At 69.7% G+C, this 13,771-nt stretch carries 9 protein-coding genes; 7 read left to right on the top strand and 2 right to left on the bottom strand.

Annotation, left to right across the window (positions count from 1 at the left end):
* The first annotated feature begins 305 nt into the window (after positions 1-305).
* Positions 306-2,021, top strand: a complete 1,716-nt coding sequence (locus V7053_RS03120) for an MFS transporter (RefSeq protein ID WP_334170805.1) — start codon at positions 306-308, stop codon at positions 2,019-2,021.
* A 25-nt stretch (positions 2,022-2,046) separates the two neighbouring features.
* Here V7053_RS03120 and V7053_RS03115 read toward each other — a convergent pair whose 3' ends face one another.
* A complete protein-coding gene (locus tag V7053_RS03115; RefSeq protein ID WP_443022491.1) occupies positions 2,047-4,572 on the bottom strand; it encodes a DNA gyrase/topoisomerase IV subunit A in 2,526 nt (841 codons plus the stop codon).
* Between the two features lie 53 nt (positions 4,573-4,625).
* Here V7053_RS03115 and V7053_RS03110 point away from each other — a divergent pair, with 53 nt between their 5' ends.
* From V7053_RS03110 to V7053_RS03090, 5 genes are all read left to right on the top strand, one after another.
* Positions 4,626-7,346, top strand: coding sequence for a bifunctional acetate--CoA ligase family protein/GNAT family N-acetyltransferase (locus V7053_RS03110; RefSeq protein WP_334170804.1), 2,721 nt, complete (start codon positions 4,626-4,628; stop codon positions 7,344-7,346).
* Between the two features lie 63 nt (positions 7,347-7,409).
* The gene (locus tag V7053_RS03105; RefSeq protein ID WP_334170803.1) at positions 7,410-8,120 is read left to right on the top strand and encodes a DUF5998 family protein; all 711 of its coding nucleotides are present in this window, start codon (positions 7,410-7,412) and stop codon (positions 8,118-8,120) included.
* Entirely contained in the window at positions 8,117-9,334 is a 1,218-nt protein-coding gene (locus V7053_RS03100; protein ID WP_334170802.1) for an alkaline phosphatase family protein, read from the top strand. The genes V7053_RS03105 and V7053_RS03100 overlap by 4 nt, the downstream gene beginning before the upstream one ends.
* Positions 9,335-9,444: 110 nt before the next feature.
* Positions 9,445-11,265, top strand: coding sequence for an MFS transporter (locus tag V7053_RS03095; protein ID WP_334170801.1), 1,821 nt, complete (start codon positions 9,445-9,447; stop codon positions 11,263-11,265).
* Positions 11,262-11,750 carry a MarR family winged helix-turn-helix transcriptional regulator gene (locus V7053_RS03090; RefSeq protein WP_334170800.1) on the top strand — a complete coding sequence of 163 codons (489 nt, stop codon included), beginning with the start codon at positions 11,262-11,264 and terminating at the stop codon, positions 11,748-11,750. The genes V7053_RS03095 and V7053_RS03090 overlap by 4 nt, the downstream gene beginning before the upstream one ends.
* 1 nt (position 11,751) lies before the next feature.
* Here V7053_RS03090 and sepH read toward each other — a convergent pair whose 3' ends face one another.
* Positions 11,752-13,155: a septation protein SepH gene (gene sepH, locus V7053_RS03085; RefSeq protein ID WP_334170799.1), complete on the bottom strand. Its 1,404-nt coding sequence runs from the start codon at positions 13,153-13,155 to the stop codon at positions 11,752-11,754.
* 245 nt (positions 13,156-13,400) lie between these two features.
* Here sepH and V7053_RS03080 point away from each other — a divergent pair, with 245 nt between their 5' ends.
* Positions 13,401-13,700, top strand: coding sequence for a DUF4193 domain-containing protein (locus tag V7053_RS03080; RefSeq protein WP_043122976.1), 300 nt, complete (start codon positions 13,401-13,403; stop codon positions 13,698-13,700).
* Positions 13,701-13,771 lie beyond the last annotated feature (71 nt).

The following is a 13,771-nucleotide window of genomic DNA, read 5'->3' as shown; positions in this document are numbered from 1 at the left end:
TTTGATTACAAAACGATAACGTTCGCGGCACCCTCCTGGGTCGGCGGGAGAGGCAGGCCGTTCCCGGGGAAGCATCCACGCCAAACCCTACTGGCTCCGCGGATCGGCGAGTTTCCGCGGGGCGGGGCCGCAGGCAAGCCGGTGGTGCCGTCTTGCTGCCTGCCTGTGATCTTGCTCATGGCGCTCCACGCGTATCCGAGGGAGCGCTCTCGCTTCCGCTGACTAGAGTGGATGCCTGCCCGAGAGCGGGAGCCCTGAAAAGCCCACCGCAGGACCGCCTCGTCGACGCCTCGAGAGAAGAGAGAATGCCGAGAGACCTAAGCCAAACCGCCCCCCAGTCAGCTGCCCGCGAGCCCGTCGTCCGCGAGTCCGTCGCCCCCGAGAAGGCTCCCCCCAGCACGTCCCGGCGTCGCATCGCCTTCCGCAAGCGGCGGCTCCGCGTCGAGGATGTCAACGTCGTGGACCGCTCGATGCTTCATCGCGCCATCGGCGGGACCATCGTCGGCAACACCATGGAGTGGTACGACGTCGGCGTGTTCGGCTACCTCATCACTGCCATGGGGCCAGTCTTCCTCCCGGAAGCCGATGCGTCGGTCCAGACTCTCTTCCTGCTCGGCACGTTCGCGGCGACCTTCGTTGCCCGCCCCGCAGGCGGAGTCTTCTTCGGTTGGCTCGGCGACAAGATCGGCCGCCAACGCGTCCTCGCCGCGACGCTCATCATGATGGCAGCGTCGACCTTCGCCCTCGGCCTCCTGCCCGGCTACAACCTGATCGGCGTGTGGGCGGCAGCCCTGCTTGTGCTCGTGAAGCTCGTGCAAGGGTTCTCGACCGGCGGAGAGTACGCGGGAGCCACGACGTTCGTGAGCGAGTACGCTGCGGACCGCCGCCGGGGCTTCTTCGCGAGCTTCCTCGACATGGGCAGCTATCTCGGCTTTGCCGCCGGCGCCGCGCTCGTGTCCGTCCTGCAGATGACGCTCGGCTCGGCCGCCATGGGCGAGTACGGCTGGAGGATCCCCTTCCTCGCCGCAGGCCCGCTCGGCGCGATCGCCATCTACTTCCGCCTCCGCATCGAGGAGAGCCCGACCTTCCAGGCGGCGCTCGAGGCGCAGGAGCGTGCCCCGCACGAATTGGCCGCCGACGACGAGGGCGCAGCCAAGGGACCCCTCCACATCGTCCGCTCCTACTGGCGCCCGATCCTGGTCGCGATGGTCGTCGTCGCCGCCGCGAACACGGTCGGCTACGCGCTGACTTCCTACATGCCGACATACCTCACCGAGTCGAAGGGCTACGACGAGCTCCACGGGACCCTCCTCACGATCCCGGTGCTCGTCGTCATGAGCCTATGCATCCCGCTGACGGGCCGGCTCTCCGACCGCATCGGCCGTCGCCCGGTCCTCTGGATTGGTGCCGTGAGCACGATCGTCCTCGCGATCCCGGCGTTCCTGCTCATCGGCGTGGGAAGCGTTGCCGCGACGCTCGCGGGCCTTGCCCTCGTCGCGTTCCCCGTGACGTTCTACGTCGCCAACCTCGCCTCGGCGCTGCCTGCGCAGTTCCCGACCGCAAGCCGTTATGGCGCCATGGGCATTGCGTACAACTTCGCGGTCGCCATCTTCGGGGGAACGACGCCGTTCATCGTCGACGCCCTCATCCAGGCGACCGGCAACGACATGATGCCGGCCTACTACCTCATGGCCACATCGCTCGTGGGCGCCGTCGCGGTGCTCTTCCTCCAGGAGTCGGCGCGCCGTCCGCTCCCCGGCTCGATGCCAAGCGTCGAGTCGGCCGCCGAGGCGCACGACGTCGTCGAGCACCAGGACGAGGACCCGCTCATCGACTTGGCCCACATGCCGCTCCCCGAGGTGCCGGTCGCGCTCGCTGCCGACGGCGAGGCCGTTCAGCTGCCGCTCGACCATCCCGCTGCCGTTGCCGCGGCCGAGCAGGAAGGAATCGACCTCGAGGCCACGGCCCTCGAGGCGAAGGCCACCGGCGAGGAACCCGTCGCGTCGAGCACGTCGGCGTAGGCCATCCGGGCCCGGGCTTCGGGAATCAGCCGAAGCTCGGGCCGACCTCTTCCACCGTCTGGGACAGGGGGACGCCGGAGCCGTCCCGGCGCCCCGGTTCCGTGGGCAGGGAGCGCGCTACGCCCGCGCTCGAGGACGCCTTCGCCGGTCCGTGCCCCGCCCACGCGACGAGCAGGACGTCCTCGCCCTTCAGGTAGCGGTGTGCCCGCACGCCGCCCGTCGCGCGGCCCTTCGCCGGGTACTCCGAGAACGGCGTGACCTTCGCTGTTCCCGGCGCCGTTCCGGGCAGCGCGTCGCGGCTTCCCGCGATCGTGACGACGACGGCGGCCTCGTCGCCCGCCGCGACGACTCCGAAGTGGAGGGCCTTGTCCCCGTCGGCGAGGCGGATCCCGGCCATCCCGCCAGCCGTCCGGCCCTGGGGGCGGACGGCCGAGGCGGGGTACTGCAGGAGCTGCGCCTGCTCGGAGATGAACACGAGGGCGTCGTCGTCGCCGGCGGGAGCGGCGCCGATCACGCGGTCCCCGGGCTTGAGCGTGATGGCCTCCCAATCCTCCCGGTTGAGCGGATAGTCCGGGCTCACTCGCTTGACGATGCCCTGCTCCGTGCCGAGGGCGACGACGGCGTCGAGCGGCACGAGTGCGACGAGGGACTCGCCCTTGGCGAGGGTGACGAAGTCCTTCGCGGGGACGCCTCCCGCGAGGTTCGGCAGCCCTGCGGCCGGTGCGACGACCGGGAGATCGACGGCCTGAAGCCGCACCATCCGCCCTGTCGACGTCACGGCTCCCAGCTCGCCGCGCGCCGTCGTCCGCACGACGGAGCGGAAGACGTCGTGCCGCACGCGCGAGCCGCCCTCGACCAGTGGATCCGCGTTCGCCGTCCGGGCGACGTTTCCGGACGCTGTCAGGATCGCCCAGCAGGGCTCGTCCGCGATCTCGAGGGCGAGGGCCGGCGCCTTCCCGGAGGCCTTCTTCGGACCGTCCTTCGCGCTTTCCGCGGCGGCGAGTGCCCGTGCCGCTGCGGGCGCCTGTTCCTCCGCATCGAGCAGGAGGGTGCGCCGTGGAGTGCCGTACTTGGCAGCGACCTCGCCGAGCTCTCGCGATACCAGCTCGCGGAGGAGCGTGTCGGAGCCGAGAATCGCTTCGAGCTCCTCGATCTCGCGACGCAGCTCGTCCTGTTCCTTCTCGAGCTCGATCCGGGAGTACTTCGTGAGCTGGCGAAGGCGGAGCTCGAGGATGTAGTTGGCCTGAATCTCGGTGAGGTCGTAGACGGCCATGAGGCGCTCACGTGCGGCCGCGGCCTCGTCGGAGGTCCTGATGATCTGGATGACCTCGTCGATGTCCACTATCGCGACGAGGAGGCCCTCGACGAGGTGGAGCCTGTCCTTGCGCTTGCCGAGCCGGAACGCCGTCCTGCGCCGGACCACCGAGATGCGGTGGTTCGCGTAGACCCGCAGCAGGTCGAGGAGGCCCAGGGTCTGCGGCTGACCGTCGACGAGCGCGACGTTGTTGATGCCGAAGGAGTCCTCGAGCGGCGTGTACCGGTAGAGCTGCTCCAGGACGGCATGGGGATTGAAGCCGTTCTTGAGCTCGATGACGAGGCGCAGACCGTGATTGCGGTCCGTGAGGTCGATGACGTCGCTGATGCCCTGGAGCTTCTTCGACCCGACGGCGTCCTTGATCTTCTCGATGACCTTTTCGGGGCCCACCATGTAGGGAAGCTCGGTCACGACCAACCCCGTGCGGCGGGCAGAGAGCTGTTCGACGGCGACAGTGGCGCGCGTGCGGAACGAGCCGCGGCCGGTGCGGTACGCGTCCCGGATCCCGTCGAGGCCCACGATCCTGCCGCCCGAGGGCAGGTCGGGGCCGGGGACGAGCTCCATGACGTCATCGAGCGTCGCTTCGGGGTTCGAGATGACGAGCTGGGCCGCGGAGACGACCTCGGCGAGGTTGTGCGGCGCCATGTTCGTCGCCATGCCGACGGCGATCCCGGAGGCACCGTTGACAAGGAGGTTGGGGAACGCGGCCGGGAGGACCTCGGGCTGCATGATCTGGTTGTCATAGTTGGGCACGAAGTCGACGACGTCTTCGTCCAGATCGTCTGTCAGCGCGAGGGCCGCTGCCGCCATGCGCGCCTCGGTGTATCGGGGCGCCGCGGGTCCGTCGTCGAGGGAGCCGAAGTTCCCGTGCCCGTCGATGAGGGGGAGCCGAAGCGCGAAGTCCTGCGCCATGCGGACCATCGCGTCGTAGATGGCGGCGTCTCCGTGCGGGTGCAGCTTGCCCATCACCTCGCCGACGACTCGGGCGCTCTTCACGTGGCCCCGATCGGGTCGCAGCCCCATGTCGCTCATCATGTAGAGGATGCGGCGCTGGACGGGCTTGAGGCCGTCGCGGGCGTCCGGAAGCGCTCGCGAGTAGATGACCGAGTAGGCGTACTCCAGGAACGACGTCTCCATCTCGGATGCGACGTCGATGTCCGTGATGTTCTCGGCTGGAGCCTCGCCGAGGGGGAGGAGACTGGAGGACTTCCCGGACGGGGCGGATCGACGTGCCAACGCTTGCTGAATCCTTACGCATGGGAGAACAGGGCCTGAACTAGGCTAAGCCTATGGCGGATGAGGGCACGGTCAGCGCATATCCCCAGCACTGGGAAGCCGATGTCGTACTCCGTGACGGAGGCACCGCCCACCTCCGGCCGATTCGCCCGAGCGACGCGGCAGCGCTCCAAGCATTCCATATGAGCCAGTCGGAGAGCTCGATCTACCTCCGTTTCTTCAGCTACAAGGCTCGTCTCAGCGATGCGGAGCTCAAGCGCTTCACCGAGGTCGACTACCGCGATCGCGTCGCGCTCGTGATCACGATCGGCGACGAGCTCATCGGCGTGGGCCGGTACGACCGGCTCGGCGACCCGACCGAAGCCGAGGTGGCGTTCAACATCTCCGACCGGCATCAGGGGCGCGGGATCGGCTCGATCCTGCTCGAGCACCTCGCCGCCGCGGCGAGGGAATGCGGAATCCGCAGGTTCACCGCCGAGGTCCTCCCGGAGAACCGCAAGATGCTTGCCGTCTTCGCCGAAGCCGGCTACGCCCTCGACCGCCGTTTCGACGACGGCGTGGTCAGCGTGGAGTTCGAGATCGACCCGACGGAGAGGTCGCGCGCCGTCATGGAGTCGCGCGAGCACCGCGCCGAGGCCCTCTCGGTCCAAGGGCTGCTCGCGCCGCGTTCCGTCGCCGTGATCGGCGCGAGCCGGCGCTGGGGCTCGGTCGGCCAGCAGCTCCTCGCGCACGTTGTCGACGGAGGCTTCGCGGGGAGCGTGTGCGCGATCAATCCCGAGGCGCTCGAGCTGGGGGGCATGCTCACCTACGCCCGGATCGGCGAGGTGCCCGGAAAGGTGGACCTCGCCCTCGTCGCGGTGCCGTACGACGACGTCGCGGCGGTCGTCGCCGAGTGCGCCGCGGCGGGCGTGCGGGGCGTCGTCGTCGCCTCGTCGGGATTCGCCGAGGACGGCGAACGCGGCCTCGCCCTCCAGCGCGAGCTCGTGCGGCATGCCCGGTCCCACGGGATGCGCCTCGTGGGACCGGGCTCGCTCGGCATCGCGAACACGGACCCCGACGTCCGTCTCAACGCCTCGCTGGCGCCCGCGATGCCGCGGCAGGGCAGCCTCGGCCTCTTCACCCAGTCTGCGGCGATCGGCATCGCGCTCTACGCGGCCGCGGACCGCCGGAAGCTCGGCTTCTCGTCGCTCTTCTCGGCCGGCAACCGTGCTGACGTCTCCGGGAACGACGTCATGCAGTACTGGGAGGACGACGTCGCCACCAGCGCTGTGGGCCTCTATCTCGAGTCCTTCGGCAACCCCCGGAAGTTCTCGCGGATCGCGCGCCGGCTCGCCCGCAGCAAGCCCGTCATCGTCGCCAAGAGCGAGATCCTTGGGCTGCGGCTCCCGCCTGGGCACGCGGTGCGGACGTCGCAGGCACCGCCCGAGGCGCTCGACGCGATGCTGCGGCAGGCTGGCGTCATCCGCGTCTCGACGCTCGAGGAGCTCGTCGACGTCGCACAGATCGTGTCGGGGCCACTGCCGCGCGGCCCCCGGGTGGCTGTGCTTTCGAACGCGGCCTCGCTCGGGCGAGTGGTGGCCGACGGAGCCGAGGGGCATGGCCTCACGGTGACCGATACCGTGACCGACCTCGACCTCGCCGGGCGTTCCGTCGCGCTTCCGGCACTCAGGGCCCGCATCCTGGATCTCATCGATACCGGGACTGCGGACGCCATCGTCGTCGCGCTCGTCCCCACCGCCGGGGTGAAGCCGAATGCCGTCGCGGAGATCCTCGCCGGTTGTGCCGAGGCGCGGTCGACGGCGATCGTGGCCGCGTTCACCGGCATCCTCGGACACCCCGAGCAGGCGGAAGGCATGATCCCGGACCCGGGCCCCGAGGCCCTCGGCTCGCCGACCGTCCCTGCCTTCACGAGCGCCGGCGACGCGGTTGCGGCCCTCGCCGCCGTCGTCCGCTACAGCGAGTGGCTGTCGCGGGAGGCCAGCGAACCCTTCGACGCTGCCTTTGACGACGACGGCGCCGAGAACCTCATCGACGCGGCCCTCACGGGGGTCGCTGGCCCCAACCTCGTTCGGCTCGGCCCGCGTCAGGCAGCCGACCTCCTCTCGTGCTACGGGATCGGAGTGCTTCCGTCACGGACCGTCGCGACGGTCGACGACGCCGTCGTCGCGGCGGAGGCCCTCGGCTGGCCGGTCGCCCTCAAGTCGACCTCCTCGAGCCTCCGGCACCGGCTCGACCTCGGCACAGTCCGCTTGGACATCCCCGACGAGCCGTCGCTCCGCTCGGCGTTCGGCTTCATGGAGCAGTCCCTCTCGGGCTATGGCGAGCTCGCCGCAGGGCCAAACGGGGCGCCGCGGCTCGAAGTCCAGAGCATGGCTCCACTCGGGCAGGCGTGCGTGGTGCGCGCGATCGAGGACCCGCTGCTCGGACCGGTCATCTCGTTCGGCCTTGCGGGGGACGCGGTCGCCCTGCTCGACGATTGGGCCCACCGGGTCCCACCGCTCACGACGCTGGACGTCAGCGACCTCGTCCGTGCGCCCCGGGCGTCGGAGAAGCTCTTCGGGTATGAGGGACTTCCGGCCCTCGATGTCGCGGCCCTCGAGAGCCTTGTCGGGCGGGTCTCGCTGCTCAAGGATCGGCATCCCGAGGTCTCTGTGCTCGAGCTCAAGCCCGTCGTGGTGAGTGAGCACGGGCTCACGGTCCTGCACGCGGACGTCTGGCTCGGCAACGCGGCACACCGCTCCGACAGCGCGCGCCGGGCGATGTCGGATCAATGATGTCGGATCAATGACGGTGACGCATTTCTAGGGTCCATGGACCCGTCTGGGAGAATGGGCTCTATGAGCCACACGCCGTCCTCCCATGTGCCTGGCCGTGAGCCGGCCGCGCGCGCCTTGAGCACAGACCTCGAGCGCACGGGCTTCTACCCCCGCCTGGTCGCCGACGTCGTCCACGATGCCCTCGACGGCGCATCGCCGCTCGCGCACCTCGTTCACCTGGAGACGCACTTCGAGCGCGCCGAGGTCCGGCGTCACATCACGGTCCTCGCGCTCACCGAGGAGCTCCTGGTCATCACGCACGTCGACGAGGCGCCGCTCGAGGCGGACCCGCAGCGCACAACGGCACAAGTCTCGACGGAGTCGATCCCGCTCTCGCAGGTCAGGACCGTCGTCCTGAGCTACGTCTTCACAGAGCCTGCCGCCTACGGGCCGGGGGACCCGGTCCGCGAGGTCACCCTTTCGATCGCCTGGTCGGGAGGGCAGCGGCTTGACCTCCTCCCGGCCTCATGCGGGGACCCGAACTGCGAGGCCGACCACGGCTACACGGGCAGCATCGCGCAGGAGGACATCGTCCTGCGGATCAGCTCCGAGGCAGACGGGCCCGAGGCCGTGAACACCGCCAAGAACTTCGCGCGGCTGCTGCGGGCCGCGAACGTCGCGAGCCCCACGCGCGTGGTCCAGAGTCCCTCAGCACCCCTTCCCGCCGCCACACGCCCACGGCTCGCTGGCCTCGGGGGGCGGCCCTCGCGCGGGCACGGGGGCCGCGAGTGACGGGATCGCCCCTTCCGGCGGCCGTCGAGTCCCTTCCCGCGGCACCTGCCTACGGTCGGCGCAGTATTGCCGACCTCCTTCCGAGCTGTGCGTCGGCCCTCGGCGCCGAGGGCTTTGAGAACCCCCTTGGCCTGCCGGACGCCCCCCGGGTGTGCGTCGTCATGGTGGACGGGCTCGGCCGCTCGCTCCTGACCCAGCGCGCCGCCCACACACCTTTCCTCCGGGGGAAGCTGCAGGCGGGCCAGGGGAACATCCCCACGACGCTCGACGCCGCGTTCCCGAGCACGACGGCGGCTTCCCTGGCGAGCTTCGGGACCGGGCTTCCGCCCGGCCAGCATGGGATGGTCGGGTACGACGTCCTCGCCCCCCATCTTGGCCGCGTGGTCAACCAGCTCAACGGCTGGGATCCCGGCGTCGACCCCGACAGGTGGCAGCCGTTCCCCACGGTGTTCGAACGCCTTGACCCCGCGATCCCCGTTGCGACGGTGAGCCTTCCCCAGTTCGAGGGATCGGCTATGACCCGAGCGGCCCTGCGCGGGGGGCGCTTCATCGGCGCGGAAACGCTGCACGCGCGGACGACCGCGGCCGCCGCGACACTCGCCGCATCGCCGCGCATGCTCCTGTACTTCTACCTCAACGAACTCGACAAGGCCGGCCACATCGCCGGCTGCGCATCGGCGGCGTGGGAGGAGGCGCTCGAGGAGGTCGACGCCTGCATCCGGCGCCTGGACGCGCAGCTCCCGGCCAACACGCTCGTCCTCGTCACGGGAGACCACGGAATGGTCGACGTTGCCGAAGGGCGTCGGGTCGACTTCGGCGCGGAACCCGACCTCGTCGAAGGCATCAGGTTCACGGCGGGGGAGCCCCGCATGGTCCACCTCCACCTCGAGGATCCGACGGACGACGCCGCGCTGCAGCGGGTGCTCGAGCGGTGGCAGGAACGGTTCGGCAAGCAGGCGTGGATCATGACCAAGGCTCAGGCGCTGGCCCACGGGCTCTTCGGCACCGTCCGCCCCGAGGTCCAGGAGCGTATCGGGGATCTTCTCGTTGCCCCGCACAGTGAGCTCGCCCTGTACGACGGGCGCCGCGTCCGGGCCGCGGCCTTCACCATGGTCGGACAGCACGGCTCGCTGACAAAGGCCGAGCGTCTCGTCCCGCTCATCGCGTTCCGAGCCTCGGGACCGGCCCAGTCCAAGCGGCGTCGCCGCACCTGACGGAGCGCGGCAACCCTCCCCGTTCCGGCGCTCGCGGCGTAATCTAGTTAGTACACGTCAACTAACTCTCGCGTTCCCGAGATTGCCTGCTCATCGACTGGGAGGCCTCCATGAGCTCAAACGCTTGGACTGCATACCGGGCACGGAGGGCGGCGCACGCAGAGCGCGACCTCGCGAGTCCCCATTACAAGTGGATCGTCCTGTCCAACACCACGCTGGGCGTCCTCATGGCGACCATCAACTCTTCGATCCTGCTGATCGCCCTGCCCGACATCTTCCGTGGCATCGGCATCAATCCGCTGGAACCGAACAACACCAGCCTGTTGCTCTGGCTCATCATGGGCTACCTCGTCGTGACGGCCGTGCTCGTCGTGAGCTTCGGGCGCCTGGGCGACATGTACGGGCGCGTGCGGATGTACAACGCAGGCTTTGCGATCTTCACCCTCTTCTCGGTCCTGCTCTCGATCACGTGGCTCCACGGCGCGGCCGGCGCAGTGTGGCTCATTGCGATGCGCATCCTCCAGGGGGTCGGAGGAGCGCTCCTCATGGCGAATTCGAGCGCGATCATCACCGACGCATTCCCCATCAACCAGCGCGGGCTCGGGCTGGGCCTCAACCAGGTCGCCGGGATCGCCGGCTCGTTCCTCGGCCTGATCCTCGGCGGGCTGCTGGGCCCGCTCGAGTGGCACCTCGTGTTCCTCGTCTCAGTCCCGGTGGGCCTGTTCGGCACCGTCTGGGCCTCGCTCCGGCTCCACGAGTCGGGCACGCGGCCACGCTCCCACATGGATTGGTGGGGCAATCTCACGTTCGCCATCGGCCTCATCGCGGTGCTGGTCGGGATCACCTACGGCATCCAGCCCTACGCGGGCAGCCCCATGGGCTGGACCAATCCGTGGGTCCTTGTCGCCATCTTCGGCGGCATCGCTGTCCTCATCGTGTTCTGCGTCATCGAACTCCGCACGCCAGATCCGATGTTCCGGCTGGACCTCTTCCGAATCCGCGCGTTCTCGGCCGGGAACCTGGCCAGCCTGCTCTCGGGACTCGGCCGCGGGGGCCTCATGTTCATCCTCATCATCTGGCTGCAGGGAATCTGGCTCCCGCGTCACGGCTACAGCTTCGAATCGACGCCGCTCTGGGCGGGCATCTACATGCTTCCCCTGACTATCGGCTTCCTCGTAGCCGGGCCGACGTCGGGCTGGCTTTCGGATCGCTTCGGCGCACGGTTCCTCGCGACGGGCGGGATGGTCGTCGCGGCGGCCAGCTTCCTCTGGCTGCTCGTCCTTCCGGTCGACTTCGACTACTGGGTCTTCGCCTTGGCGCTCCTCGCGAACGGCATCGGCATGGGCCTCTTCGCCGCCCCCAACCGCGCGGGGATCATGAACAGCCTGCCTCCCGGACAGAGGGGTGTCGGCGCCGGGATGAGCACGACCTTCCAGAACTCGTCCATGGTGCTCTCGATCGGCATCTTCTTCTCGCTCATGATCGCCGGCCTCGCAGGATCACTTCCCCACACCTTGACTGCCGGGCTGACCGCGCAGGGCGTCCCGGCAGCTGCCGCCGACCGTATTGCGGCGCTTCCGCCCGTCGGCGTCCTGTTCGCGTCGCTCCTTGGCTACAACCCCGTGCAGACGCTGCTCGGGCCGCAGGTGCTCGGTTCGCTCCCGGCGGCGAACGTCCACTACCTGACGGGCCGAGCCTTCTTCCCGTCGCTCATCTCGGGGCCGTTCGCCTCAGGCCTTCAGGTCGCGTTCGCGTTCGCTGTCGCCGCGTGCCTCATCGCGGCAATTGCTTCTGCCCTGCGGGGCGAGAGGTACGTGGACCCGGGAACGCGGGCGCACAGTCGCGATACGGCGGGGGCGGTCGAGGCCGATTCCCCGACCGCCCCGGGCGGCGCTGCGGAGACCGCCCCAGAATCCGGGAGGCGGCGATGACCCGGGATCTCGCACGCGACGATGCCGAGACCGCCGCCCTTGCCGCAGAGCTGCGGAAGGCCGTGAACCGCCTCGCGTTCTACCTCCGGCGGGAGGCAGGCAAAAGAGACCTGACCCCCTCCCGGCTCGCGGCCCTCGCGGCACTCGACCGCGGAGGACCTCAGCGGCCAGGCGACCTGGCAGCGAACCTCGGCATCAGCCCTGCGAGCATGTCGCGGCTCACCGAGGTGCTCGAAGCCGGGGGATGGGTTCGGAGGACGCCGGATGCAGCCGACAGGAGGGCCTTCGTCTTGGCCCTGACGGACGAGGGGACGGCCACGATCAACGATGTTCGCCGCGAGGGCACGAGCCAACTCGCGGGTGATGTTGCGCTGCTCTCACACGAGGAGCGCGCCGCGCTTGCCGCCGCGCTTCCTGTCCTGACCAGCCTCGCGGACCGGCATCTCGACGGCCTTGCCAGACCGGCCCTGGCCGCAGAAGCCTGAGCTATTCGCTCTTCGTCCCGAACACGATCTCGTCCCAGCTGGGGATGGAAGACCGCTTCGAGCGCGAGGCACGCCGAGCTGGCTCCGGGATGGTTTCCGACTCACCGGAGGGCGCCTCGGGTGCCTCGGATTCGGGCGCCGCCGAGGCTCCGCCGTGGTGCGCCTCGTCGTCGTCCTTCTCTGCCTCTCGGCCCTCCGCAGCCTCCGTCGCGGCCGGCGAATCGGTTGCCGTTGGTGATGCGGCCGACGCCGACTCATCCGGTCGCTGGGCCGGGACGATCGTGACCTCATGCGTCGAGGCGCTCAGCCCCGGCGCGAGCCGCAGGTGCGGATCCTCCTGAGCGCGGGCAGGGTCCTCGTCGCGGGGCGCGCGGGGGAAAATCGGGGCCACCGTGTCGCGGACGGGCTCAAGTCGGCGGGATCGCTGCTCATTGTCGCGCTCCTCACCGCGACCCCTCCGCTCCCGCTGGCCGCGGTCGCCAGCCCGGTCGGCCGCTGGGCGCTCCGACTGGCTCCGCTCGTTGGCCTCCCCGGGCCGCGGATGGGCCGCCGGAATGCCTTGGGTGAGCAGGAGCGCGAGGGCGTCCTCGGCGTCCTCGTCGAGCCCCAGCCGCTGGCCGCGGCGGGCTCGGAGCATGTCGAGGAGATCCGCCTCAGCATCGCGCGGCTCGGGAAGCGGTGTTTCGGGGCGGGGGGACTCGGGGGCGTCGACGTCGAACGGGCGGTCGACGACGGAGAGCCGGCGCGGCGACGCGGGCCCGTCGAGCGGCTCCAGCTCGCTCAGCTGCTGCGCCCAGCGGTTCGCGTTGGCCACCGTGCGGCGCACGGGATTGAACGTCCAGGTTGCGGGTGGTTCCTCGCCGATGGCGGCTGGCGCCCCTTCGGGCAGCGCGAACCGGGCGACGACGGTCCACAGTCCGTCGCGGCGCCGCCAGGAGTCCCACTCGACAGCAGACGGATTGACGCCGTACACGCCCAGGCGATGCGAAACGACGTCGCCGAGCCGGGCCGGGCCGTTGCCGAATTCGGCGGCAAACGCGGAGTGGGCGGGAGGCGGGGGCCCCACCTCCGTGGCCTGGGCGAGTATCGCGATGTGTTCGCGCTCCGCGAGAACCGGGCTCTCGTAGCGGCGGATTCGGTCGATCGGGATGCCGGAGGACTCCGAGATGCTCTCGGCGGTGGCGCCGGCACGGATTTCAGCCTGAATCTGGCGGGGCGAGAGGTTGGTGTCGCCGGAAGGGGCAGGACGCTGGGGGGCTGGCCGTGCAACGGCGCGGCGCAGCGCTTCGTCGACGCGGAGGCGGAAGAGCTCGCCCGAGGCAGCGCTCAGCAACAGGTGCTGACCGTCGTCGTGAACGCCGACGAGGCGAAGTTCCTGCAGAATGTCCTGCGGTTGCTCCCGCATTGAAGCCTCCAGCGTTGCCTAGTCTTGACGGAAACTCTGCCATTGTCTCGCGCGGTTTTCAGCCTCATCGCTCGGTGTGCCGCGACTTCTGCGGCCACAATCTCGGCCCGAGTGGCGAAACCGGCGCCGATCGGGAACAATCTCCCCGTCACTGGGCACAAAATGGGCGCCGAGTGCGTTAGAGAGTGGACCACGTGGAGTGGCCACGTGACTGATGCGAGTAACCGGAGCGTGAACGAATAACTATGGCGACCGACTACGATGCGCCGCGCAAGAACGAGGAAGAGCTCAACGAGGATTCCATCGAAGAGCTGAAGACGCGGCGCACGGACAAGCAGTCCGCCTCGGTGGACGAGGATGAGGCCGAGGCCGCAGACAGCTACGAGCTGCCTGGCGCGGACCTCTCCGGCGAGGAGCTGCTCGTGCGCGTCCTGCCTGCCCAGGCGGACGAATTCACGTGCGCGTCCTGCTTCTTGGTGCGCCACCGGTCGCAGATCGCCCGTGAGAAGAACGGGCTGTACTACTGCAAGGAGTGCGAGGGCTGAGCCCGGCCGCGGACTGAGTCGGGCCGAGGCCCGAGCCAGATGCAGGATTGACGGGGAAGGGGCCGAGCGAT

Origin of the sequence: Sinomonas sp. (assembly GCF_036848755.1) — a bacterium.
In the GTDB taxonomy this organism is placed as follows: Bacteria; Actinomycetota; Actinomycetes; order Actinomycetales; family Micrococcaceae; genus Sinomonas.
The sequence above is the reverse complement of the archived record's forward strand: the minus strand, read 5'-3'. Positions and strand labels throughout refer to the sequence as shown.

Coding starts and splice junctions, on each gene's coding strand:
- V7053_RS03090 (WP_334170800.1), top strand. CDS start 11,262: ATGACCCGGGATCTCGCACGCGACGATGCCGAGACCGCCGCCCTTGCC.
- V7053_RS03110 (WP_334170804.1), top strand. CDS start 4,626: ATGGCGGATGAGGGCACGGTCAGCGCATATCCCCAGCACTGGGAAGCC.
- sepH (WP_334170799.1), bottom strand. CDS start 13,155: ATGCGGGAGCAACCGCAGGACATTCTGCAGGAACTTCGCCTCGTCGGC.
- V7053_RS03105 (WP_334170803.1), top strand. CDS start 7,410: ATGAGCCACACGCCGTCCTCCCATGTGCCTGGCCGTGAGCCGGCCGCG.
- V7053_RS03080 (WP_043122976.1), top strand. CDS start 13,401: ATGGCGACCGACTACGATGCGCCGCGCAAGAACGAGGAAGAGCTCAAC.
- V7053_RS03120 (WP_334170805.1), top strand. CDS start 306: ATGCCGAGAGACCTAAGCCAAACCGCCCCCCAGTCAGCTGCCCGCGAG.
- V7053_RS03095 (WP_334170801.1), top strand. CDS start 9,445: ATGAGCTCAAACGCTTGGACTGCATACCGGGCACGGAGGGCGGCGCAC.